This window comes from Pseudomonas sp. LS44, assembly GCF_024730785.1.
Classification (GTDB): Bacteria; Pseudomonadota; Gammaproteobacteria; order Pseudomonadales; family Pseudomonadaceae; genus Aquipseudomonas.
In genome coordinates this window covers 35708-59166 of record NZ_CP102830.1, presented here as the reverse complement: position 1 = coordinate 59166, position 23459 = coordinate 35708, and the positions used below count along the sequence as shown (strand labels likewise).

The following is a 23459-nucleotide window of genomic DNA, read 5'->3' as shown; positions in this document are numbered from 1 at the left end:
TGCGGGTTCCCCTTATCGTTCTTGTTATCCCGCCGGCTGTGCCTGCGGTTAAGGGAGCGGCTGTCTGTACTACTGAATTAACGGCCGAACTCTCAACACTCAGGTGCGCAGTCGGGTGTCATCAGGTAACGCCTTTCGATTTCGAGTATAGCCAGCGGCTTTCGCCTCGCAACGTCAAACATAAAATGGCCGAAGGCCCCGAAGCCTTGTCCTAAACGCCACGGTGCCTTTTTTGCGGGCAAACACTCTAACGGGTGATATATCGCGGCCGCATAAACAATAAATAATTATGACAATCACGTCTGAGCCGCCTGCTGTAGCCAGCTAAGGTGTTTTCCTGCGTTGCACTCTCATGTCCTAGTTCAGGAGCCGTCATGAATACCTCCGCTCTGCGTGCGCAGATTCAGCAAGCCCAACAGCATGAAACCGGCAGTCACCAGCTTCATCGTCAGCTGCAGGCCCAACTGCCGCATCTGCATCCGTCGATTCAACTACCCACGCAGGATGCGCTCGGCGCGCTAACGCGCTTCGTCATCGCCTATATCGAACAAGTGCCGGACGTGTTGGATGCCGCCAATCAGGTGGCCCGCGAGGCGGGTGTCGAAGCGCAGATCAAACCGGTGCTCAAAGTGGCCGAACAGTTCTTTCTGCAGCCGCCGGCGCTAGTGGCCGGCCATGACGGGTTGAGCGGGTTGCTCGATGAGGCGTATCTGGCGCATCGCGTGGTCGAAGAGGTCAATGACCGCTACATCACCCACCTAGGCCAACCGCTGATCCCGCTGGATACCACGGTGGCCAACCTGATCGCCCACCAGCTGATCGGCGAGGCATTTGCCAACCAACTCGACGAGGCGGTGCACCACGCGGTGGATGGCATGCTCGATGAGAACACCTTCAGCCAGGAATCGGTACAGGTTTACCGCGAGCAACTCAGCAGCCCAGAGACCGAGGCCGCCTGGAAACGCTGGCCCTGCCTGTCGAGCCAGCTTGGGGTGGAATTACAGCTAGAGAAACAGCGTGCCAGCTGATCAGTCCGGCAGATAACGCGCCCGCGGCGTCGCCATTGGCAGCGGGCCGTCGCCGATCACCCGGAAGCAGCCTTGTGCGGCATCGTAGGCTTTGATTTCGCCGCTTTCGATGTCGTACACCCAGCCATGGATGAACAGTTGCCCGCTGGCCAGGCGCGCTGCCACCGAGGGGTGAGTACGCAGGTGGTCGAGCTGGGCGACGACGTTTTCCTCGGTGAGCAACTCGTAGGTGTCCCGATCGCTGCAGCCGCAGTTTTCCGCCACCACGGTTTTCGCCACCTCGGCATGCCGCAGCCAGGCCTTCACGGTCGGCATGCGTTCCAGCGTGTGCGGATCGAGCACTGCCTTCATCGCGCCGCAATCGGAATGGCCGCAGATGATGATGTGGTGCACACCCAAGGCCATCACGGCGAACTCGATGGCGGTGGAAACGCCGCCGTTCATCTGCCCATAGGGTGGCACCACATTGCCGACGTTACGGGTGACAAACAGATCGCCCGGCGCACTTTGGGTGATCAACTCAGGGGAGATGCGCGAGTCGGCGCAGGTGATGAACATCGCGCGCGGCGTCTGCTCATGGGCGAGTTTCTTGAACAGCGCCTGCTGCTGCGGAAACACCTCCTGGCGAAAGCGCTGAAAGCCCTCGACGATGGTGCGCAGCGCCTCTTCGGCACTTTCTCCGCCTTGCGGATCGGAATTCACGGGCTGATGACTCATGCGGGCGACCTCAGACAAACGATTCAGTGACTAGCTTACCGGACCGGCGCCGATCCGGGTCCAGGCTACTGACTGCCGGCCCAGGTATTGACCGCGCAAGCAACACATGCTAGTCGCGAAAATCTGAATGCTATACTTCCTGCCGGTAGCAAGCAGTGTGCGCCGCTCTCAACAGGAGCAGGAGAGGGGGCTACAGCAAACACGAGGCGGGAGGTGCGGCATGAACCGACACTATTACATCAGTGACAATCTCGACGATCTTGAAACCGTTGAAAATGAATTGGAAGCCAACGGTATCAATACCGAGCAGATCCATGTGCTTAGCGAAAAGGATGCCGATGTAGAACAGCACCATCTGCACGACGTGAACTCTTTGATGAAACAGGATGTTGTCCACTCGGGTGAGATTGGTGCGGCGATAGGTGTGCCACTGGCAGCGCTGATCCTTGGCGGCGCTTATTTAATGGGCTGGACTGAATCCGCCGTGGGCTGGATGCCGTTCATTTTCCTCGCCGTTGTCGTAATGGGCTTTTGCATCTGGGAAGGTGGTTTTTTCGGGATTCAGGTGCCGAATGCCCATTTCCGTAACCTCAAAGAGCAGGTCAAGGAAGGCGAGCATGTTCTCTTCGTGGATGTCGAACCGGGCCAGGAACCGGTGCTGGATCAGGTCATTCAACATCATCCACAGTTGAAACTAGCCGGCACGGGCGCGGCTGCTCCGCATTGGATAGTGTCCTGGCTGCATGGCTGGCATCAGTTCAAGCGAACGATATAGCCGCACAACTCCGCCTCTGATGGAGCTGCCCGCTCCATCAGTCGGTCATCGCCCGAAGAAAACTTCCCGACTCAGGAATATGTAGTCCGCCTCGGCGGCCATAAGTCCGACCAGCACCAGCAAACACAAGGGCGGCACCAGTATGGCGTAGACCATGGCCAACCGCTCCCAGGCCATGTGCATGAAGATGGAGACAATTAGACCCGCCTTCAACAACATGAAAATGATAATCAGCGACCATCTGAGATAACTTTGGAAGTGAAAGTAATCGACCAGATACGACAGGGTGCTGAGGACGAATAACAGCCCCCAGATCTTGAGATACAAACTGATCGGATGTTGCTGACCCTGAGCGTGCGCCATCATCAGTGCTCCTGCTCTACCACAAGTAGAAGAAAGCAAAAATAAACACCCACACCAGGTCCACGAAGTGCCAGTAAAGCCCGGCTATTTCGACGATCTGATAATTCCCGGAACGCTCGTAATCCCCGCGCAATACCTTGAACGCCACGACGCAGAGATAGATGACGCCGATTGACACGTGCAAGCCGTGGAAGCCGGTGATCATGAAGAAGCTCGCACCAAACTGCTCCGCCCCCATCGGGTTGCCCCAGGGCCGCACGCCTTCGGAAATGAGCTTGGTCCATTCGAATGCCTGCATGCCGACGAAGGCCGCGCCGAAGGCTGCAGTCGTCAGCATCAGCGCAGTGGTTTTGGCGCGGTCGCGGCGATAAGCGAAATTGACCGCCATGGCCATGGTGCCGCTGCTGCTGATCAGCACGAAGGTCATGATGGCGATCAGGATCAAGGGGATTTCGTGGCCAGCGATGGTCAAGGCGAACACTTCGCTGGGATTCGGCCAAGGCACTGTGGTGGCCATGCGCACCGACATGTAGCCGGTCAGGAAGCAGGTGAAGATGAAGGTATCGCTGAGCAGGAAAATCCACATCATCGCCTTGCCCCAGGAGACCCGCTTGAACGCGTCCTCGTCCGAGGCCCAGTCGCTGGCGATGCCCTGCCACCCCGGCGCCAGCGTGGCGGGGGCGCTTGCTGTGTAGGCCGAACCGGACTCTCCTGGCGCAGGATGCGATGCCATGGCGTCACCTCAGGCCGCAGAACGCGGCGATGGCTGCATAGGTTTCCGGAGTGCTGGTCAGCAAGGCGAATAGCACCAGCCAAAGCCCCAGCAAGTAATGCCAGTAGATGGCACAGAGTTCGACGCTGGCGCTGAGTTGCGCCAGCGGCACATGGCGCAGGAATTTCGTGACGGTCCGGCTCCAGGCAACAAGGCCACCCAACAGGTGCAGACCGTGCAGGCCGGTCAGCAGATAGAAGAAGCTATTGGCCGGATTACCGGCTAGGAAATAGCCCCAGACAACGAACTGCTGCCAAACCCAGAGTTGTCCCACCAGAAAGGCCACGGCGAATACGCCGCCCATGACGAAGCCAATGACAGCGCCAGACTGTTGACCTTTGCGAGCCGCCACACGCGACCATTGCAGAGCAATGCTGCTGAACAGCAGCATTGCCGAGTTCAGCCAGAGCTGCCAGGGATTGGCTAACGGCGCCAAGGGCTCGCTCAGAGGCTGCCAGTCAGTCATTTGCGAGCGCGCGATGAAGGCGATCAGGAAGAGGAAAAACAGCGAAGTCACCACGGCTAGAAACAGACGCAGGCCCACTTTCGCGGTCTGGCCTCTATCGATGCCATGGGGGATCTGCACGCCTTCCGGACCAGATCCCCAACTGCCGCCCGGTTCACCGCTGCCGATGTCTCTCAATAACGGCCCGTTCATGGTTTTTCGTCCGTTATCCGCGCTTCGGCGTGGCGCTGCCGCATCTGCTCAAGCTCTTCGGCGGAGACCGTTTGCGGAACGAAATCCTGTTCGATTCCCGGCACGCTGTAGTCGTAGGCCCAGCGATGCACAACCGGCAGTTTCGCTCTCCAGTTGCCGTGTATCGGTGGCGTGTCGGGCGTTTGCCATTCCAGGCTCGCGCCACCCCATGGATTGCTGCCGGCAGGCCGGCCCCTGAACGTGCTCCAGGCCAGATTGAACAAGAACAGCAGTTGCGAAACCCCGACGCACAATGCGACCACCGAGATGAAGGCATTCAAGTCCTGCGCCGATTGCGGGATGAACTCGTAACCCTCATAGGCGTAGTAGCGCCGGGGCATGCCGAGAAAGCCCAGGTAGTGCATCGGGAAGAAGATGGCGTAAGTGCCAAGGAAGGTGATCCAGAAATGCAGCTTGCCCAGGGTGTCGTTCAACATGCGCCCGGTGATTTTCGGGAACCAATGGTAGATACCGCCGAACACCACCAGCACTGGCGCGACGCCCATGACCATATGGAAGTGGGCGACGACGAAATAGGTATCCGAGAGCGGGATATCGACGATCACATTGCCGAGGAACAACCCGGTCAATCCGCCAACCAGAAAGGTGACGATAAAGGCCAGCGCAAACAGCATCGGCACGGTGAAATGGATGTCGCCACGCCACAGGGTCAGCACCCAGTTGTAAACCTTCAACGCCGTCGGCACCGCGATGACCAACGTGGTGACCGCGAAGAAGAAACCGAAGTAGGGGTTCATCCCGCTCACGTACATGTGGTGCGCCCAGACCACGAAGCTCAGCACACCAATCGAGATAATGGCCCACACCATCATGCGATAGCCGAAGATGTTCTTGCGCGCATGGGTGCTGATCAGATCGGAGACCAGGCCGAACGCCGGCAGGGCGACGATGTAGACCTCCGGGTGGCCGAAGAACCAGAACAGGTGCTGGAACAGGATCGGGCTGCCGCCCTGATGCTCCAGCTGCTGGCCCATGGAAATGATCGACGGCATGAAGAAGCTGGTGCCCAGCAACCGGTCGAGCAGCATCATCACCGCGCTGACGAACAAGGCCGGGAAGGCCAGCAGCGCCATGATCGAGGCCATGAAGATGCCCCATACCGAAAGCGGCATGCGAAACAACGTCATGCCGTGGGTGCGCGCCTGCAGCACCGTGGTGACGTAGTTCAAGCCGCCCATGGTGGCGGCGACGATGAAGATCGCCAGCGACACAAGCATCAGCACGATGCCCCATTCAGCACCCGGTGTGCCGCGGGTAATCGCCTGGGGTGGATAAAGGGTCCAGCCCGCCCCGGTGGGTCCGCCCGGGACAAAAAAACTGGCCAGCAGCACCACAACCGCCAACAGGTAGAACCAGTAGCTGAGCATGTTGACGTACGGGAAAACCATGTCGCGGGCGCCAACCATCAACGGAATCAGATAGTTGCCGAAGCCACCCAGGAACAGCGCGGTGAGGAGATAGATCACCATGATCATGCCGTGCATGGTCATGGCTTGGTAATAGGCGGCGGCGTCCATGAATTCGATGCTGCCGGGGAAGCCTATCTGCAGGCGCATCAGGCCGGACAACACCACGGCGATGACGCCCACGAACAGGGCCGTCAAGGAGTACTGAATGGCAATGACCTTGTGATCCTGACTCCAGATGTACTTGGTCAGGAAACTTTTAGGCTCATGTAGCGCTTCGGTGTCAGCTTGTTCCGCATAGGTCATCACGTCATCCCTCCGAGTGAGGTATCGGTGCATCCCTGGCTATTTACGGTAACTTTTCCGACTACTCCTTCTTCGCATCAACGTTGCTCGCATTTGCCTTTGATTTGATAAAAGCGACCAAAGCATTCAAATCGTTATCGCTGAGGGCAAAAGCCGGCATGACGGGCGAATAACCTTTGACGATTACCGAATTCGGATTAACAACCGAATCTTTTATATAAGCCTCGTCGACCTTTACTTCCGTTCCATCGACGAGCGCTTCCGTCTTGCCGTACGCGCCGTACCAAGTAGGGCCGATGCCCTGTTTGCCGTCGACACTGTGGCAGGCGAGGCAACCGAGCGACTGCGCCAACTGCTCTCCCTGTGCCACCAAATCTGCGCCTTCACCGCGTGGAGGCTGATCGCCTGACTGCCCGGGAGCCAGTGATTTGATCAGGGCAACGAAGGCGTCCAGCTCATCCTGGCTGAGAGTATAGGGCACCATTACAGGCGGATAACCCTGGACCATTTTGGCCTTGGGATCGAGGATCGACTCCTTCACGTAAGCCTCGTCGACCACCACTTTGCTGCCATCGACAAGCTGCTCCGTGCGGCCGTACAAACCCTTCCAGCCTGGCCCAAGGCTAGTGCTGCCGTCCTGGCTGTGACAGGCGCGGCAACCGTAGGTTTCAGCCAATTGGCGGCCTTTTTCCACCGCCGCGTCCCGGCCGGGCTTGGCTGCTATGGCGAGGGTTTGCGCGAAAGTTGGCTGGCTGCTCAGCCATTGAGTGAAAGCACGCTGTTCCTCCACGATCATATAGCCACGCATGTTGTAATGGCCGATACCACAAAACTCGGCACACATGATTTCAAACTTTCCGGTTTTAGTTGGGGTAAACCAGAAGTGTGAAACCATGCCTGGAACCATATCCATCTTGCTGCGTATTTGCGGAATATAAAAATTGTGCAGTACATCTTTCGAGCGCAGCAAAACTTTCACCGGCTGATCGAGCGGAAGACGAACTTCGTTGCTTCTTATAAGGACATCGTCCTGCCCGGCGAGATCTTTTGGGTCCAGCCCGAATACATTGACGGCATCCATCAACTTTATATTCGACTTGCCTAGTTTTCCGTCCTGCCCGGGAAAGCGGAAGGTCCATTGCCACTGCTGGGCAACTACTTCAAGTTCATAAGCAGTTTTTGGAACCTGGACAAAGTCGTTATAGACAACCAGCCCTGGCGCCAACATACCGGCGATGCCCACCGAAGTAATAGCGATTAACCACCACTCCAGCTTTTTGCTTTCTGGCTGGTAAATCGCCCTGTTACCTTTCCGGTGGCGGAACCGTATCAAGGCCACCGCCATGAATCCGACAATAGCGATAAAGAATATTCCGCTGAGCACCAATGTAATGAACAGCGTGGTATCTATTGACCCCCAATTGGATGCTGGCTCCGTTAGGTGCCAGGGGGCAAATATATGGAACAGCACTGACGCAACAACGATTAGAATCAAGATAATTGCTATCGCCATTTTCTTGTCATCCTGTTTCCGTTGCTCACTAGCCAGGCAAAAGCGTTGTTGCGATAAATCAAAGATAAATCCAGCCTTAAAGCAGACAGGACCAACAAAGTCTATCTCGGCGGAAAAATCAGTACAAAGTATAGTGCAGGATAAAAGCTGGTGCTTTTTTCTTGAAAATCCAACACTTGAATATAATTAGAATAATTATCCAGCCATTTAAAATATCGACTTTATATATAGGCGGATATTCTAGAAGCTTGACGTAACTTAGAGCGTGGCAAGTCCTTGGCAAAGTTCTTACAAGAGAGCCATCTGCCGGCCTGGCGGACAGAAACTCGAACAATCGAGAGCAAAACCCTCACGCCTCTTCAGTCCCAGGCGCTTGGTCGCCAAATGAAAGCGCTGCGCCAGCAGGTCAGCGAACACCCCCTCACCGCGCATGCGCGTGCCGAAGCCGCTGTCGTAGTTTTTTCCGCCGCGACTCTGGCGGATCAAACTCATCACATGCGCGGCGCGTTCGGGGAAATGCGCGGCCAGCCATTCCTCGAACAGTTCGGCGATCTCCAGCGGCAGACGCAGCAGCACATACCCGGCCGAATGCGCGCCGGCATCGCGAGCCGCTTCGAGCAGGGCTTCCAGCTCCATGTCGTTGATCATCGGAATCATCGGCGCACAGATCGCGCTAACCGGCACGCCATGCTCATGTAGCGCGCGCATGCTGCGCAGACGCGCCGCCGGGGCGGCCGCGCGCGGCTCCATGATGCGTTTCAGCTCGTCGTCGAGGGTGGTCAGGCTGAAGGCCACGCTGACCAGATTCAGGCTGGCCAGCTCGCCGAGCAGATCGAGGTCGCGCAGGATCAACGAACTCTTGGTGATGATGTGCAGCGGGTGGCGAAAACGCAGGCAGACTTCCAAGGCCTGGCGGGTCAGCTGGTGCTCGCGTTCGATGGGCTGATAGGCGTCGGTGTTGATCCCCAGGGCCAGCGGCTTGGGCACGTAACCGGGCTTGCTCAGCTCTTCTTCCAGACGGCTGGCCAGATTGGTCTTGGCGATCAGCTTGGTTTCGAAATCGATGCCCGGCGAGAGGTCCCAATAGGCATGGCTGGGCCGAGCAAAGCAGTAGATACAGCCGTGCTCGCAGCCGCGATAGGGGTTCACCGAGCGGTCGAAACCGACATCCGGCGACTGATTGCGGGTGAGGATGGTCTTGGCTTTTTCGATGCGCACTTCGGTGGCGCGGCTGGGCGGCACTTCGTCCTGATACCAGCCGTCGTCTTCAAGCACCGTGCGAGTCGGCGCGAAGCGGTTATGCGGATTGCTGGCGGTGCCGCGACCACGGGGGGGCAAGGAAACGGACATGGTGGCTACTCCAAATAATACTGTATAAAAATACAGTCATTTATTGAAATTGCCAGCCCACTGGTCGCTCGCCGGAGGGTATTGCCTACTGGTTCCGCGCTCGAAACGTCGCCGCTCAGCGCCCTTCGGCTTCAGCGGTTGTCTCCACGGGCGCTTCCGGGCGCCGCGCATACCGCTCGGCGAGCACCGCGCAGACCATCAGCTGGATTTGATGAAACAGCATCAGCGGCAGAATCAGCATGCCGATACCGCTACCGGCGAACAGCACCTGCGCCATCGGCACGCCAGTGGCCAGGCTCTTTTTCGAGCCGCAGAAGACGATGGTGATCTGGTCGGCCGTGTCGAAACCCAGCCGGCGCCCGAGAAACCGGGTGATCAGCAGCACCAGGGCGAGCAGCACCACGCACACCACCAGCAGGCCCGCCAAAGCCGGCAGCGGCACGCGATGCCAAAGGCCTTCGACCACCGCTTCGCTGAAGGCGCCGTAGACCACCAGCAGGATCGAGCCTTGGTCGATGAACTTCAGCCAATGCTTGTTACGGTCGATCCAATAGGCGATCCATTGGCGGGCGATTTGCCCGGCGATAAACGGCACCAGCAGTTGCAGGGTGATCTTGCCGATCGCCTCCAACGTCGAGCCGCCGTCGCCCTCGACGCCGAGCAGCAGCGCTACCAGCAGCGGGGTGAGGAAGATGCCGAACAGGCTCGAAGCCGCCGCGCTGCAAATCGCCGCCGGCACATTGCCGCGCGCCAGTGAAGTGAAGGCGATGGCCGACTGCACGGTGGCCGGCAGGGCGCACAGATAAAGCACGCCGAGATACAGCTCGGGCGTCACCAGCGGTGCCAGCAGCGGCTTGAGCGTCAGCCCAAGTACTGGGAACAGCACGAAGGTGCAGGCGAACACCAGCAAATGCAGGCGCCAGTGCGTCGCCCCGGCGACGATGGCATGCCGCGACAGCTTGGCGCCGTGCAGGAAAAACAGCAGGGCAATTGCCGCATTGGTCAGCCAGCCGAAGGCGACCGCGGCCTGACCGCTGACCGGCAACAGGGTGGCGATGAGGACCACGGCGAGCAGGGTCAGGGTGAAGTTGTCGGGGAGGAAGCGGGGACGGGTCATGACGGTGTCTCATGCTTGCAGGCCAGGTGCGGGGCAGACTACCTTGGCCAGGAAATTCCGACTAACGCCAAAGAACCCGCTAATGTCGCCTAAAGGACAAAAACCGCCGGTTCGCCGCAGCATTCCCGGGCTCGCCAGCCTGCCACGGCCGGTCTACGGGCGCACCGAATCGCTGCCCAATCGCGCCCTGACCTACCGCCACAGCCATCCCTGGGTGCAGCTGTCCTACGCGATCGCCGGGGTGCTCGAAGTGCACACCGAGGCCGGCCGCTTCATCGCCCCGCCGCAGCGCGCCATATGGGTACCGGCGGGCGTGCCGCACCGGGTCTTCAGCACGCCGCACACCGAGATGCGCAGCCTGTATCTCGACTGCACGGTGACCGGCTGGGCAGCGGACGCCTGCCGGGTGTTACAGGTCAGCCCGCTGCTGCGCGAGCTGATCCGCGCCTTCAGCGCCCTGTCGGTGGAATATGCCGAGGACGACGCGGACGGCCGCCTGGTGCAGGTGCTGCTCGACCAGCTGCGCGGCGCACCGGAAGTCGACCTGATGCTGCCGCTGCCGCATGACCAACGCCTGCAGCAACTCTGCCGCAGCCTGCAGCAACACCCCGAGCGGCAGGCCACGCTAGCGCAGTGGAGCGCGCGCCTGGGCGTCTCGGAGAAGACCCTGAGCCGGCTGTTCCAGCGCGAGACCGGCCTGACCTTCCGCGCCTGGCGCCAGCGCCTGCGCCTACTCGGCGCGCTACAGCCGCTGGAACAGGGTCAGCGGGTCACCGACGTGGCGCTGGCCTGCGGCTACGACTCGACCTCGGCGTTCATCGCCGCGTTTCGCCAGCAGTTCGGCTGCACGCCGGGGGAGTTCTTTCGTGCCGGTTAAGGGGTTTCCGCTGATCGCGAATGAATTCGCTCCTACAGTTCGCGCGGCCGTTGGCGTAGATACGTAGGATGGGTTGAGGCGCGCAGCGCAGATACCCATCACGACGTTGTCGATGGGTATCGCTGCGCTCAACCCATCCTACGGTGCTGCTGTAGGAGCGAATTGATGCGCGACCAGGCCGGCCCGTGCTGCTCCATCGCGAATCAATTCGCGGCTACAGCAACCTGGTGAACAGCCAGTACAGGCCCGCCGCCAGACCGATCGCCGCCGGCAGGGTCAGCACCCAGGCCAGCAGCATGTTGCGGATGGTCGCCCATTGCAGGCCGCTGCCATTGGCGACCATGGTCCCGGCCACCCCGGATGACAGCACATGGGTGGTCGACACCGGCAGGCCGTAGATATCCGCCGCGCCGATGGTGAGCATTGCCATCAGCTGCGCGGAGGCGCCCTGGGCGTAGGTCATCGGCGCCTTACCGATGCCTTCGCCGACCGTGGTAACGATGCGCCGCCAGCCGACCAGGGTGCCCAGGCCCAGCGCCAGGGCCACCGCGACCTTGACCCAGAGCGGGATGAAATGGGTCATCGCGTCGCTGCCGTCGCGCAGCGCCTGCAGGCTGCTCCAGGCCTCCGGGGCGAGACCCAGTTGCTCCTCCTGGTCGAGCAGGCGGATGGTCGCCGCGCTCAGGTACAAGTCGTTGCGCAGCGCCAGGGCCCGCTCCTTGGGCAACTTGGCAAGGCTATCGTAGGCCAGCAGCTCGTCGCGGATTTCGCCGAGTAGGGCGGCCAGCGCCGGCAGGGGCTGGGCCTCGGCCGTCTGGCGCTGCTGGTAGGCGAGCAGCGCCTGGCGCGGATCGGCCGGCGCCGGGTGCGGCGCGGTGCGCTGCAGGGCCTGCCGACCGTGGTCGGCGAACTCTGCCAGGCGCTGGGTCTCGGCCACTGACAGGGCGCGGTCGAGGGCGAAGGCCATCGGCACGGTGCCGACCAGGATCAGCATGATCAGACCGATGCCCTTCTGCCCGTCGTTGGAACCGTGGGCGAACGATACCCCCGAGCAGGTCAGGATCAGCAGACCGCGAATCCACCAGGGCGGCGGCGTGCGTCCCTGCGGTTCGCGGAACAGCGTTTGGTTGCGGCCGCGCAGGCCGAGCTTGAGCGCCAGCAGCAGCGCCGCCGCGCCGAGGAAACCAACCAGCGGCGAGAGCAGCAGGGCATAGCCGACGGTCAGCAGCGGCTGCCAGTCGCCGTGGGTGAAGTCCAGGTAACCAGCCATCGCGCCATGCGCCAGGCCGATGCCGACGATCGAGCCGATCAGGGTGTGCGACGACGACACCGGCAGGCCCAGCCACCAGGTGCCGAGGTTCCAGGCGATGGCGGCGAGCAGCAGGGCGAAGATCATCGCCAGCCCGGCACTGGTGCTGACCCGCAGCATCAGGTCCGGCGGCAGCAGGGCGACGATGGCGAACGCCACCGCACCGCTGGAGAGCAGCACGCCGAGGAAGTTGCACAAGCCCGACCAGATCACCGCTACGTTGGGTGGCAGGGCGTTGGTGTAGATCACCGTGGCCACCGCGTTGGCGGTGTCGTGGAAGCCGTTGATGAACTCGAAGGCGAGGGCGATCAGCAGCGCGCCGCCGAGCACCAGCAGCGGCAGACCGAGGCGCAGTTCGGCGCCGCTCTCGCGCAGGTCGAGGTACAGGCTGGCGAAGATAAACAGCAGCGCGCCGCCGAGCAGGGCGAAGAACAGCAGGCGCCCACGGGTGCTGGCCTTCTGCTGCAGGACCGGGCTGATCGGCGATTGTGGCAAACGCGTGGCGCGCAGGGATTGCAGCAGTTGGTAGCGATCAAGCACAGGCGCCGCGCTCCATCCCAGGATGACCGGCGCAGCACTGCGGCAAGCGGGAGAGGGGCGACGGGTGGCTCACGGTGACAGGCTCCTGATCAATGCGTAGCGGAACGGCGCGCTCACGCCGAAATGCCCAACAGGCTCTTACAGCCTAGCGTTCCGCCAAGTAATCGCGCGCCCTACTCGGGCTTCTTGAGCTTCGGATTGGGGAAGAATTGCACGCCCTGCACCTTGGGATCGGCCGGTTTCGGCGGGGCCAGGCTGATGCGCGTCGGCAGCTCCTTGGGCACCGAGTTGCCGCGTGCATCGAGGGTGTCGGCGTAGCCGCAGGCCACACATTCGCGGTGCGGCACGCCGTCCTCGTCCCACATCTGGATCTTGTCCGGTTCGCTGCACGCCGGGCACACCGCGCCGGCGATGAAACGGCGCTTGGTCACGCTTTTCGGTAGATCGCTCATGCGGCCTCCGCGCTCAAGCCGAGATGCCGCAACAGCGCGTCGATCGACGGCTCGCGGCCGCGAAAGTCGACGAACAGCACCATCGGCTCCTGCGAGCCGCCGCGCGCCAGGATCGCCTCGCGGAACGCGCGGCCGGTGGCGCCGTTGAACACGCCGTCTTCCTCGAACTTGGAGAAGGCATCGGCGGACAGCACTTCGGCCCACTTGTAGCTGTAGTAACCGGCCGCATAACCACCGGCGAAGATGTGCGCGAAGCTGTTGGCGAAGCGGTTGAAGGCCGGCGGGCGCATCACCGAGACCTCGGCGCGGATGCCTTCGAGCACCTCCAGCACGCTGCGGCCGTCGCCATGACTGGCGTGCAGTTCAAAGTCGAACAGCGAGAACTCCAGCTGGCGGACCATCATCAACCCGGACTGGAAGTTCTTCGCCGCGAGCATCTTGTCCAGCAGGTCCTGAGGCAACGGCTCGCCGCTTTCATAATGGCCGGAGATCAGCGCCAGGCCTTCCGGCTCCCAGCACCAGTTTTCCATGAACTGGCTGGGCAGCTCGACCGCATCCCAGGCCACGCCGTTGATGCCCGAGGCACCGGCGTGTTCAACGCGGGTCAGCAAATGATGCAGGCCGTGGCCGAATTCGTGGAACAGCGTGGTGACTTCGTCATGGGTAAGCAGCGCCGGCTTGCCGCCGACCGCCGGGGTGAAATTGCACACCAGGTTGGCCACCGGGCTGATCAGGCTGCCATCGGCGGCGCGACGTTTGTCGCGCGCGCCGTCCATCCAGGCGCCGCCGCGCTTGTTGGCGCGCGCGTAGAGGTCGAAGAAGAAGCGTCCGACGTGCGCGCCTTGCTCACTAATCTGAAACAAGCGCACGTCCGGGTGCCAGCTATCAAAACCAGTTAGCTCTTCAATCTGGATGCCGTAGAGCTTCTCGACGATGGCGAACAGGCCGGTCAGGACCTTGTCGATCGGGAAGTAGGCGCGGAGGATTTCCTGGGAAATGCTGTAGCGCTGCTCGCGCAGCTTCTCGCTGTAATAGCCGACATCCCAACTCTGCAGATCGCTGCAGCCCTGCTCGGCGGCGAAGGCTTGCAGCTCGGCGAGGTCCTGCACGGCGAACGGTTTGCTGCGCAGCGCCAGGTCATGCAGAAAGCTCAGCACCTGCTCGGTGCTGTCGGCCATCTTGCTGGCCAGCGACAGCTCGCTGAAATTGGCAAAGCCGAGCAGGCGGGCCAGCTCCTGGCGCAGGTCGAGAATCTCTGCCATGACCGGACCGTTGTCGTGCTGGCCGGCGTTCGGGCCCTGCTCGGAAGCGCGCGTGCAGTAGGCGGTGTAGACCTCTTCGCGCAGCGCGCGGTCGTCGGCGTAGGTCATCACCGCGTAGTAGCTGGGGAATTCCAGGCTGATCAACCAGCCGTCCTGGCCCTTGGCGGTAGCGGCCTGGGCCATTTGCGCCTTGGCCGAATCGGTCAGGCCGGCCAGCGCCGCCTCATTGTTGATGTGCTTGGTCCAGGCCTGGGTGGCATCCAGCAACTGGTTGGAGAAGCGGCTGGCCAGCTCGGACAGCTTCATCTGGATTTCGCCGTAGCGCTGCTGCTCGGCGAGCGGTAGGTCGATGCCGGACAGGCGGAAATCGCGCAGCGCGTGTTCGAGGATGGTCGTCTGCGCCACCTCGAAACCCTCCGCCGCCGGGCTCTTGGCCAGCGCCTGGTAGGCGTCGAACAGCGCCTTGTTCTGGCCTAGCTCGGTCCAGTACTCGGACAGCTTGGGCAGGCAGGCCTCGTAGGCCTCGCGCAGCTCCGCGCTGTTGCATACCGCGTTGAGGTGGCTGACCGGGCTCCAGGCGCGGCCGAGGCGCGCGCCCAGTTCGTCGAGCGGCTGGATCAGGCTGGCCCAGCTCGGCGCGCCGGGTTGCTCGGCGAGCAGCGCGGCCACGGCGGCGCGGCTGTCGGCGAGAATCGCATCGACGGCCGTCTCGACGTGCTCGGCACGGATGGCGGAGTAGGGCGGCAGGTCGAAGTCTTGTAGAAGGGGATTGCTGGAACTCACGGCATTCACCTGTATGCGGAAAAGAGGGCGGCGCCGCGGAATTCCCCGGCCCGTATGCCGGCCATCTTAATTACAATCGGCGCAAGCTGCAGCTTAAGTGCTGCTTTACTCCCTCTCCTGCATCATCAACCGGCGACTGGAGGTTTCTATCGTGGCGATTCGTACTTACCAAGACCTGACCCCGCAACTCGGCGCGCGCGCATTCGTCGACAGCTCCGCCGTGGTGATCGGCGACGTCGAACTGGGCGAGGACAGCTCGGTGTGGCCGCTGACCGTGATCCGCGGCGATATGCACCGGATCAGGATCGGCGCGCGCACCAGCGTGCAGGACGGCAGCGTGCTGCACATCACCCACGCCGGGCCATTCAACCCGGACGGCTTCCCGCTGAGCATCGGCGACGAGGTGACCATCGGCCACCAGGTGACCCTGCACGGCTGCACGCTGGGCAACCGCATCCTGGTCGGCATGGGCAGCATCGTCATGGACGGCGCGGTGGTCGAGGATGAGGTGGTGATCGGCGCCGGCAGCCTGGTGCCGCCGGGCAAACGCCTGGAAAGCGGCTTCCTCTACGTCGGCCGGCCGGTCAGCCAGGCGCGCCCGCTGTCCGACAAGGAGCGCGCATTCTTCAGCTACAGCGCCGGCAACTACGTGAAGCTCAAGGACCTGCACCTGGCCGAGGGCTACGACGCCTAGGTTGGGTTGAGCGCAGCGAAGCCCAACCTACTGCCACCCTGGAACGAAGCAGCGAACTCATCCAGCCAACATCCTTGTGCGTGTTACAGGGTGAACAGCAGCGGCACGACTGCGAAGGTCGCCAGCGCCGCCAGGCCGGCGACCGGCCGCGGGCCATAGGGCAACAACAGCGCCAGACTCAACGCCGCGGCGCTGAGCAGGCCGCACCAGACCACCGGGCCGACCGCGCTGCCCCATACCTGTAGACACGGCCACAGCGCCAGCGCCAGTAGCAGCCAGCCGGCCAGACGCAGCGCGCGTTGGCGGCGCGGCGCTTTACGCGCCCAGACCTGCTGGTGATGGCGGTCCATGCCCAGGCACAGGCCGGCCATGCCGGCAAAGCTGAGAGCGGCGCCGAGGCCAATCGCGAGGCTCATGTCCATCACTGCACCTCCGCCACGGCGACCCGTGCCGCCTGCCGCCGCGGCGTGGCCGGCATCCGCGCCTGACGGCGTTTGCGCGCCAGGCGACGCACCGCGACCAGGCTGAGCAGGCCGCTGGCCAGGGCGACCAGCTCGACCCCGGCGCGCTCGCCGTCACCGCGCAGCAGGTAGCCGACCAGCTGTTCGCCGACCGTCCACCAGTTGAGCAGCGGCAACAGCAAGCACAGCGCGGCGAGCGCCAGCAGCTGTTCGATCCAGGCCTGGCTCGGCGGGCGCAGCGTGGCATGCACGAAGCTCAGCAGCCATACCGCGAAGAACGCGGCGATCTCCCATTCCGGCCGCTCGGCGATACCCAGCGGGATCAGCCGGTTGGCCCAGAAGAAGGCGATGCAGGCCACACTGAGGCCGGCGATGGTGCCGATATTGAGCACCTCGATGACCCGGTAGACCTGCGCGGTGCGCGCGCCGAACTCGTGCAGCGCGCGCTGCCGGCGTTTGACCATGAACAGCAACGCGCCGGTGGCGAGCATGGCCGCGCCGGCCAGGCCGCAGATGAAGAACAGCCAGCGCACCACCTGGCCGCCAAACGCGGCGAAGTGCAGGTTGGCCATCACCGACTGCACGTCCTGCGCCGCGCCGCCGCGTAGTTCGCCGGGCAGCTGGATGTCGCGCGGTGCACCGCTGACGCCGTCGAAGAACACCTGGCCGCCGCCGCCGCCGAGCAGGCGGTACTCGCCGGCCTTCTCGATGGAACGGCCGAACACCTCCACCGCGGCGCTGCTGTCGTTGGGGTGCTCGACGCTGATGAAGCTGACCGGGCGCTGCAACTGCTGCTCGCTACGCTGCAGCACCGCGTCCAGTGCGGTCACCGGCGCGGCGACACCGGTGCGTTCCTGCGGTGCCGGCTGGGTCAGCAGCTCGGCGAAATACGCCTCGTCGCTGGGGTAGTGGGCGACGATGCCGGCCGGCATATAGAGCATGTAAAAGGTCGCCAGGCCGGTGTAGGCGATCATCAGCTGGAACGGCAGGCTGAGCACCGACAGCGCGTTGTGGGCGTCCAGCCAGCTGCGCTGGCCCTTGCGCGGGCGGAAGGTGAAGAAGTCCTTGAAAATGCGTTTGTGGATGATCACCCCGCTGACCAGCGCCACCAGGAACGCCATGGTGAAGGCGCCGACCAGCCAGATCCCGGCGGTACCGCCGTGGAACTCGAAGTGCATGTGCACGAAGTGGTGACCGCCCTCGCTCTCGCGCTGCAGCGAATCGCCCAACGGCGCGCCGCTCTGCGCATCGAGGCGGGCGTTGTGGAAGACCTCCTGGGCGTCCTGCCAGAACACGTTGATCGCCGGCTCGTTGTCGTTGGGCAGGCTGATGCCCCAAGAATGCGCGGCGGGCTGCTGCGCCGTCAGGTAGGCCTGGCCGAGGCGTACCGCCTGGCGCCGCGCGCTGTCATCGCCCAACTCGGCGCCGTCGGTAAGCGCGCTGGCCTGCGGCAGGTGCGGCTTCATCCAGCGGGTGATCGGTTCGTCGAACACCCCCAGCGAGCCGGTGAGGAAGATCGCAAACAACACCCAGCAGGCCCACAGGCCGCCCCAGGTGTGCAGCCAGGCCATCTTCTGGCGCAGCCCGCCCTGCGCCACGCCCGCGTCGAGCTGACTCATACGCCAACCCCGCCGAGCAGCAGGCCGAGGCCGGTGAGCACCGCGGCCGGCAGCAGCAGGCTCAGCCACAGGATGCCCAGGCGCTCGGCGACAAACGCCCAGACCAGTGCCGCGGTGTACACGGCGAAGCTGGCCAGCGAGGCGGCGAGCACTGCCTGGCTCTTCGGCAGGGGAATCAGCGCGCTGAGGAAGATCACGCTGGCAGCGGTCAGCGCGTAGCCACCGAAGATGGCCGCGGCGACGCGGGAGAGCAGCGCCAGGCCGTAGCCGCGCGCAGGGGAAGTCGATTTCATGCAGGTACCGGACGGACGGGAAAACGAAGTCACCGATCCGGCCGAGCGCGGCGGGACAGGCGGGGGAAAACTCAGGTTCTATGCCTATGACGGATGAGCGCCGAAAAACCCGCAGCCGTCGGTCGCCGGCAGTGCAACAGATTGTTTCAGCGCGCCCGGCCGGGCGACCGCGCGCCTGTTATCCTGAGCGCCCCTGTTCGCTGCCCCCGCCCGCCATGCACTACTCGCACGTCCTCTTCGACCTCGACGGCACCCTCACCGACCCGCGCGAAGGCATCACCCGCTCGGTGCAGTTCGCCCTCGCCCAGCTCGGCATCGACGAACCCGACCTCAGCGCGCTGGAACACTTCATCGGCCCGCCGCTGCTGCAGTGCTTCATGACCAGCTACGGCTTCGACGAGGCCACCGCCTGGCAGGCGGTGAATCATTACCGCGAGCGCTTCAAGGTCACCGGGCTGTACGAGAACCGCCTGTTCGACGGCGTGCCGGCGCTGCTCAAATGCCTCGCCGGACAGGGCCGCACGCTGTACATCGCGACCAGCAAGCCGAGCGTGTTCGCCCGCGAGATCGCCCGGTATTTCGGCTTCGACCGGCACTTCAAGCTGATCTACGGCAGCGAGTTGGACGGCACGCGCACCGACAAGGTCGAGCTGCTCGCCCACCTGCTCGCCGAGGAGCGCCTCGATCCAAGCCAGGCGCTGATGATCGGCGACCGCAAGCACGACCTGATCGGCGCGCGACGCAACGGCCTGGATTGCGCGGCGGTCGGTTACGGCTTCGGCAGTCGCGAGGAGCTGCTCGCCGAGGCGCCGACCTACCACTTCGAGACGCTCGCCGCGCTGCACCAAGCCTTTGCGTAGGGTGGACAACCGCGCAGCGTTGTCCACCGCGAGACCCCCGGTGGATGTGCTGCGCGACATCCACCCTACGGAATCTGCCTCGCTTGTAGGAACGTAGAGTGGATGGCCAACCCGTGGAAACCCGCGCAGGGCTTTCCACCGACTGACATGCCCAACGAGGCCCACCCTCCGGGATTCAACGCTAGGCTTCATCTCCCAGGACTGGAGGATGAGCGCAGATGGACACCCCCTCGGCTATCGCGTTGACGGGCTTCATTGCCTGGACCCTGTTTCTGCTCGTGCTCATGGAACTGTTGCGCGGCCGGCTGGTGGTCCTCAAACGCATCCCGGCCAACCAGTTCAAACCCGACAACTCCAATCTGTCCCCCTTCATGCAGCGCCTGGCGCGGGCTCACGCCAATTGCGTGGAGGGCCTGCCGCTCTTCGGCGGTCTGCTCCTCGTAGCGCTTGCCACCGGGCAGACTTCTCTCACCGATCCACTTGCCTATTACCTGCTGGCTGCGCGTTTGGCGCAGTCGTTGGTGCATCTGGCCTCGCCGAGCATCCTGGCCGTTAACACGCGCTTCGCCTGCTTTGCCGTGCAGTTGGCCATTGCCACGTATTGGGCGATTGGCTTGCTATCGCGGGCGCTCGGCTGAGGTCCTGGCAGGTGTTGGCCAGGTGGCGTAGATAGCCCTGTCGCGGTTAGGTCTCAGCCAGTTGCGCAGATGAATCCTCCTTTCCAGCCCAGGGAACAATCCGGATGGAACCGATAGTCGATTCTGTGGTGTACGTGATCCCCCCATCAGGCAGTTGGTTTGCCGACTTGGCGACCCTGCTGTCCGCCATCGCCGCCCTGGCATCGGTCATCGTCGCCTGCATCGCCGTGCGCTTCAGCCACCAGCAGATCAAGCTGCACGAGCAGCACAACCGGCGGATGGTTACTCCGCACCTGTCAGGCTGGGCGCATACCGACCCCAGCCATAAGACCTTTTTCTTTACCCTCGAAAACAACGGCCTGGGGCCCGCGATCGCCCGCGAGATCAAGTTCTGGGTGGACGGTGAGCTGCAGGAGGGCGAGGGGCCCGACGTCCTGGAGGCCGCCGCGAAGAAATACCTCGGCGCGATCGACTCCAACCAACGCGCCGAGATGTTCATCGTCGGAGAGTTCATTCCGCCGGGACGGAAATTCAACACGTTCACACTGATGCTGCGGGAACATGAGCCGCACGCCATCATGGCCGAGCTCAAGGTCAGGACGCGGCTGCTGATTCGCTACGAAAGCATTCTCGGCGACTCGTACGTGTACGATTCCGATTCGTGGCGCGATCGTCAGCCGTGATTCGCGGACTCGCCCTCTGTACGTAGGATGGGTCGGGGCGTGCGGTTGAGCGCAACGATACCCATCACCGCGACTCGATGGGTATCGACGCCGCGCGCCTCGACCTACCCTATGGTTGACCCTCTCCCCCAGCCCCTCCGGTCGGTAAACGGGCGAGGGGAGCCACCAGTGCGCGGCTAGTTGCCGTTCTTCTGGTAGAGAATCTTCATGGTCCCGCCGGCGCAGCTGCCGACCACCATATTGGCGTCTTTGACCTCGGCGTTGGGCACGATCTCCAGGGTGTAGCTGGTCACCCCGGCGGCCTGGATCTTCACTTCGATTTCGGCCTTGAGTTCTTCACACGGCTTGGGCGCCGCCAGCGCATTGCCGGCCAACAGGCCGAGCAGGGCCGCGCATATCCATCTGGTCATCGTTCACCTCCGGTTGTAACTCACTGAGTTTTGACTGTGCCAGGCAGGCCTGGGTTCGCTGCTTGCAAGGCCAGCAAGGCCTGTTCGCGTTCGACGGGCGGCTGAGCGCCGAGCGCCTCGACGGCGGCGTAGAAACGCGCCCAGTCGCCCTGCTGCTGGCGGAACAGCGCAGCAAAAGCTGGCTGCCAGCGGTCGTAGAGACCGAACGGCAGCAGCTTGGCGTTGTTCAGCGGCGCGTAGATCCACGCATCGTAGCGCTTGTCGCCGTGCCAGTCGCGGTCGCGCAGCACGCGGTACTCGGCGCGCAGGCGGGCGAATTCGGCGGCTTTGCCGGCGCGCTTGCCGGGCGCATCGAGCGGCCCGGCATACAGCTGCTCGAGGCGTGCGCGGCTGGCCAAAATCAGCGCGGTGAACTGTTCGCGCATCCGCTCGGAATGCCCGTCGAGCGGCGCCAGGCCGCGGGCAGCGCGCCATTGGCGCAGGCCCTCGTGCTCGACGAAGCTGGCGAAGGATTCGTTGAAGGCAGTGTCGTCCGGCACATAGAAGCGCTGGTGGGCCAGCTCGTGGAAGATCAGCGCGGCCAGGCGCTCGTCGTCCCAGCGCAGCATGCTGCTGAGCAGCGGATCGTCGAACCAGCCGAGCGTCGAATAGGCCTCGATGCCGGTCACGTAGGTATCCCAGCCGTCCTGCTGGAGCAGTGCCGCCGCGCCGCGCGCGCCGCCCGGCGTGTAGTAGCCGCGGTAGGCGACGCAGCCGGCGATCGGGAAACAGTGGGTCAGCGGCGCCAGCGACAGCCCCGGCGCGGCAAACAGGTTCCACACCACGTAGGGTCGCTGGAGGTCGGCGTAGACCCGGTAACTGCGGTTGTCGGGCAGCAGCAGCGCGGTGCTGGCAAAGCTACGCGCCTGCTGGGACAGGCTCAAACGCTGGCGCAACACGGGGTCACGGGCCGGGTCGGCGACGATTGCGGCCACCGGTTCGCGGCGGCGCAGCAGATCGAGCTGGCCGTCGGCCAATTGCGCGTAATAGGCCAGGCTCGAACAACCACTCAGCGCCCCGAGCAGCAACAGGGGAACCGAGCGGCGCAAACCACGGTCGAGTGAGCTAGAAAAAAACCACATGGCAGGCTGGGCAACGTCTCGCGCAAGGAAAGCCGCGCCAGCATGGCGCAATGCGCCGCGCGGCGACAACCGGAGCAACCGCAGTGCGGCAATCCAGCGTGCATCCGCTGGGCATTTGCCGCGACTAGGGACGGCTGCCGCTAGGCGTTCGCCGATACCGGAGCAACGCCCGCCCGCCGCTTTTCTGCCTTGATCTGGGAGTTCCGTATGCGCGTGTTGCTGGCTGTTTTCGCTGTTTCATCGCTGGGCGGCTGCGCCTTTATGCCAGCCCACGATCCGAACCAGGCGTGGATCGACCTGCACACCAACCCGGCCAGCCAACTGCGCGCCGCCGAGGTCGACGACAAGCCGCTCGACGACGACCGCTTCTTCCAGGTCGAGCCGGGCAGCCACGAGTTGCAGGCGCGCCTGTCGTTCGCCGTCGACGGCAGCGACGTCGGCCCCGGCAGCCCGGCGCTACCACGCAACTGCCAGGTGCGGCTGAAATACGCCGAATTCGCCGCCGGCCAGCGCTACCGGCTGGTCGCCGGCAACATCGGCTTCCGCCCCTGGGCCAAGCTCTACGACGAACGCAACCAGGTGCTGGCCAAGGGGCGCGAGGGGCGCTGCGGCGAGTTCTGAGTAGTCTTGCGTGGATGCGACTTGCCAGACGCCCTATCCCGACCGGTAGCGGTTTTTGTAGGAGCGGATTTATCCGCGAACGGGCTGGGCCTTTTCGCGAATGAATTCGCTCCTACGGGCTTGGTCTGTGCCGCGGCGCGGGCGGAAGCCTGAGTGAGGGGTAGACTGGTGCTATCGCCGCCTCATCGAGGACATCGCCATGCGCGCGCTCCTGCTTCCCCTCGTCGCCCTCAGCCTCTACGCCTGCGCCGGCAGCCTGCCGCCCGCCGATCCGCATCAGGCCTGGGTCGAGCTGGCCACCCAGCAACCCAGCCATACGATCTCGGCCAATCGCCTGGATGGCGCGCGGCTCAGCGAGGGACGGTTTTTTCAGGTCAACCCCGGCGCCCACGAGCTGGAAGTGCGCTTCCAGTACGAACGTTCGGGCGGCGGCGGCATGGACCCGAGCGGCTCGCCGGGCCAGGTGGCCTGCATTCTGCGCGTGCAGTACGCCAGTTTTGCCGCCGGCCAGCGTTATCGCCTGGAGGCCCGCCCGTTGGCGGCCAAGGCCCAGGCCTGGCTGTATGACGGGCAGCGTAAGGTGCTGGCGCGCGGCGAGGTGTTGCGCTGCGGGCCGTTTTGAGACGAGTCAGCGTGTAGCCCGGATGTAATCCGGGGAAGCCGGCAACTCCGCTCCCGGATTGCATCCGGGCTACTCGAACTTTCCGTGGCCGGCCCATGACCGTGGCCATCGGCCGCACACAAAAAACCCACGAGGGCAGGTGCACCGGC

The 23459-nt window shown here is 63.4% G+C and carries 25 protein-coding genes; 9 read left to right on the top strand and 16 right to left on the bottom strand.

Going from position 1 to position 23459, the window contains the following annotated elements:
* Window positions 1–374 precede the first annotated feature (374 nt).
* The gene (locus tag NVV93_RS00310) at window positions 375–1028 is read left to right on the top strand and encodes a hypothetical protein (RefSeq protein WP_258252472.1); all 654 of its coding nucleotides are present in this window, start codon (window positions 375–377) and stop codon (window positions 1026–1028) included.
* Here the strand turns inward: NVV93_RS00310 and NVV93_RS00305 are convergent, their stop codons facing one another.
* Window positions 1029–1745: a carbonic anhydrase gene (locus NVV93_RS00305; RefSeq protein ID WP_258252471.1), complete on the bottom strand. Its 717-nt coding sequence runs from the start codon at window positions 1743–1745 to the stop codon at window positions 1029–1031.
* A 220-nt stretch (window positions 1746–1965) separates the two neighbouring features.
* Here NVV93_RS00305 and NVV93_RS00300 point away from each other — a divergent pair, with 220 nt between their 5' ends.
* Window positions 1966–2520 (top strand): magnesium transporter, encoded by a 555-nt coding sequence (locus tag NVV93_RS00300; RefSeq protein WP_258252470.1) that lies wholly within the window; start codon window positions 1966–1968, stop codon window positions 2518–2520.
* 45 nt (window positions 2521–2565) lie between these two features.
* Here the strand turns inward: NVV93_RS00300 and NVV93_RS00295 are convergent, their stop codons facing one another.
* From NVV93_RS00295 to NVV93_RS00265, 7 genes are all read right to left on the bottom strand, one after another.
* Window positions 2566–2883, bottom strand: a complete 318-nt coding sequence (locus NVV93_RS00295) for a cytochrome C oxidase subunit IV family protein (RefSeq protein WP_258254434.1) — start codon at window positions 2881–2883, stop codon at window positions 2566–2568.
* A gap of 16 nt (window positions 2884–2899) precedes the next feature.
* Window positions 2900–3616: a heme-copper oxidase subunit III family protein gene (locus NVV93_RS00290; RefSeq protein WP_258252469.1), complete on the bottom strand. Its 717-nt coding sequence runs from the start codon at window positions 3614–3616 to the stop codon at window positions 2900–2902.
* A gap of 4 nt (window positions 3617–3620) precedes the next feature.
* Complete coding sequence (locus NVV93_RS00285) at window positions 3621–4313, bottom strand: cytochrome c oxidase subunit 3 (RefSeq protein ID WP_258252467.1); 693 nt, start codon at window positions 4311–4313, stop codon at window positions 3621–3623.
* Window positions 4310–6085: a cytochrome c oxidase subunit I gene (gene ctaD, locus NVV93_RS00280; protein ID WP_258252466.1), complete on the bottom strand. Its 1776-nt coding sequence runs from the start codon at window positions 6083–6085 to the stop codon at window positions 4310–4312. The genes NVV93_RS00285 and ctaD overlap by 4 nt, the downstream gene beginning before the upstream one ends.
* Before the next feature lie 61 nt (window positions 6086–6146).
* Window positions 6147–7598 (bottom strand): c-type cytochrome, encoded by a 1452-nt coding sequence (locus NVV93_RS00275; RefSeq protein ID WP_258252465.1) that lies wholly within the window; start codon window positions 7596–7598, stop codon window positions 6147–6149.
* A 288-nt stretch (window positions 7599–7886) separates the two neighbouring features.
* Window positions 7887–8948 (bottom strand): PA0069 family radical SAM protein, encoded by a 1062-nt coding sequence (locus NVV93_RS00270; protein WP_258252463.1) that lies wholly within the window; start codon window positions 8946–8948, stop codon window positions 7887–7889.
* 115 nt (window positions 8949–9063) lie between these two features.
* On the bottom strand, window positions 9064–10065 hold the full coding sequence (locus NVV93_RS00265) for a bile acid:sodium symporter family protein (protein ID WP_258252462.1): 1002 nt from the start codon (window positions 10063–10065) through the stop codon (window positions 9064–9066).
* Window positions 10066–10147: 82 nt separating this feature from the next.
* On the opposite strand from NVV93_RS00265, the gene NVV93_RS00260 reads away from it, so the two are divergent.
* The gene (locus tag NVV93_RS00260) at window positions 10148–10942 is read left to right on the top strand and encodes a helix-turn-helix transcriptional regulator (protein WP_258252461.1); all 795 of its coding nucleotides are present in this window, start codon (window positions 10148–10150) and stop codon (window positions 10940–10942) included.
* Window positions 10943–11156: 214 nt separating this feature from the next.
* Here the strand turns inward: NVV93_RS00260 and NVV93_RS00255 are convergent, their stop codons facing one another.
* The 3 genes from NVV93_RS00255 to prlC all read right to left on the bottom strand — a co-directional run bounded on the left by NVV93_RS00255 (window position 11157) and on the right by prlC (window position 15288).
* The gene (locus NVV93_RS00255; protein ID WP_375162943.1) at window positions 11157–12761 is read right to left on the bottom strand and encodes an inorganic phosphate transporter; all 1605 of its coding nucleotides are present in this window, start codon (window positions 12759–12761) and stop codon (window positions 11157–11159) included.
* 203 nt (window positions 12762–12964) lie between these two features.
* Window positions 12965–13243, bottom strand: coding sequence for a YheV family putative zinc ribbon protein (locus NVV93_RS00250; protein ID WP_258252460.1), 279 nt, complete (start codon window positions 13241–13243; stop codon window positions 12965–12967).
* Complete coding sequence (gene prlC, locus NVV93_RS00245; protein WP_258252459.1) at window positions 13240–15288, bottom strand: oligopeptidase A; 2049 nt, start codon at window positions 15286–15288, stop codon at window positions 13240–13242. Before prlC ends, NVV93_RS00250 begins: the two co-directional genes overlap by 4 nt.
* Window positions 15289–15439: 151 nt before the next feature.
* Between prlC and NVV93_RS00240 the strand changes: the two genes are divergently transcribed.
* A complete protein-coding gene (locus tag NVV93_RS00240) occupies window positions 15440–15982 on the top strand; it encodes a gamma carbonic anhydrase family protein (RefSeq protein WP_258252458.1) in 543 nt (180 codons plus the stop codon).
* Window positions 15983–16065: 83 nt separating this feature from the next.
* On the opposite strand, the gene NVV93_RS00235 is transcribed toward NVV93_RS00240, so the two are convergent.
* The 3 genes from NVV93_RS00235 to NVV93_RS00225 are packed head-to-tail and all read right to left on the bottom strand — an operon-like array spanning window position 16066 to window position 18355.
* Window positions 16066–16404, bottom strand: coding sequence for a DUF3325 domain-containing protein (locus NVV93_RS00235; protein ID WP_258252457.1), 339 nt, complete (start codon window positions 16402–16404; stop codon window positions 16066–16068).
* Window positions 16404–18062, bottom strand: a complete 1659-nt coding sequence (locus NVV93_RS00230) for a PepSY domain-containing protein (RefSeq protein ID WP_258252456.1) — start codon at window positions 18060–18062, stop codon at window positions 16404–16406. Before NVV93_RS00230 ends, NVV93_RS00235 begins: the two co-directional genes overlap by 1 nt.
* Window positions 18059–18355 (bottom strand): hypothetical protein, encoded by a 297-nt coding sequence (locus NVV93_RS00225; protein ID WP_258252455.1) that lies wholly within the window; start codon window positions 18353–18355, stop codon window positions 18059–18061. The genes NVV93_RS00230 and NVV93_RS00225 overlap by 4 nt, the downstream gene beginning before the upstream one ends.
* A gap of 215 nt (window positions 18356–18570) precedes the next feature.
* On the opposite strand from NVV93_RS00225, the gene NVV93_RS00220 reads away from it, so the two are divergent.
* The 3 genes from NVV93_RS00220 (at window position 18571) to NVV93_RS00210 (ending at window position 20536) form a co-directional block, all read left to right on the top strand.
* A complete protein-coding gene (locus NVV93_RS00220) occupies window positions 18571–19215 on the top strand; it encodes an HAD family hydrolase (protein ID WP_258252453.1) in 645 nt (214 codons plus the stop codon).
* A 218-nt stretch (window positions 19216–19433) separates the two neighbouring features.
* Window positions 19434–19853, top strand: a complete 420-nt coding sequence (locus NVV93_RS00215) for an MAPEG family protein (protein ID WP_258252452.1) — start codon at window positions 19434–19436, stop codon at window positions 19851–19853.
* A 104-nt stretch (window positions 19854–19957) separates the two neighbouring features.
* Window positions 19958–20536, top strand: coding sequence for a hypothetical protein (locus NVV93_RS00210; RefSeq protein ID WP_258252451.1), 579 nt, complete (start codon window positions 19958–19960; stop codon window positions 20534–20536).
* Between the two features lie 176 nt (window positions 20537–20712).
* On the opposite strand, the gene NVV93_RS00205 is transcribed toward NVV93_RS00210, so the two are convergent.
* Window positions 20713–20946 (bottom strand): DUF1161 domain-containing protein, encoded by a 234-nt coding sequence (locus tag NVV93_RS00205; RefSeq protein ID WP_258252450.1) that lies wholly within the window; start codon window positions 20944–20946, stop codon window positions 20713–20715.
* 20 nt (window positions 20947–20966) lie between these two features.
* The gene (locus NVV93_RS00200) at window positions 20967–22067 is read right to left on the bottom strand and encodes an aminopeptidase (protein WP_258252449.1); all 1101 of its coding nucleotides are present in this window, start codon (window positions 22065–22067) and stop codon (window positions 20967–20969) included.
* A gap of 207 nt (window positions 22068–22274) precedes the next feature.
* Here NVV93_RS00200 and NVV93_RS00195 point away from each other — a divergent pair, with 207 nt between their 5' ends.
* Window positions 22275–22688: a hypothetical protein gene (locus tag NVV93_RS00195; protein ID WP_258252448.1), complete on the top strand. Its 414-nt coding sequence runs from the start codon at window positions 22275–22277 to the stop codon at window positions 22686–22688.
* 199 nt (window positions 22689–22887) lie between these two features.
* On the top strand, window positions 22888–23310 hold the full coding sequence (locus NVV93_RS00190; protein ID WP_258252447.1) for a hypothetical protein: 423 nt from the start codon (window positions 22888–22890) through the stop codon (window positions 23308–23310).
* The last annotated feature ends 149 nt before the right edge of the window (window positions 23311–23459 follow it).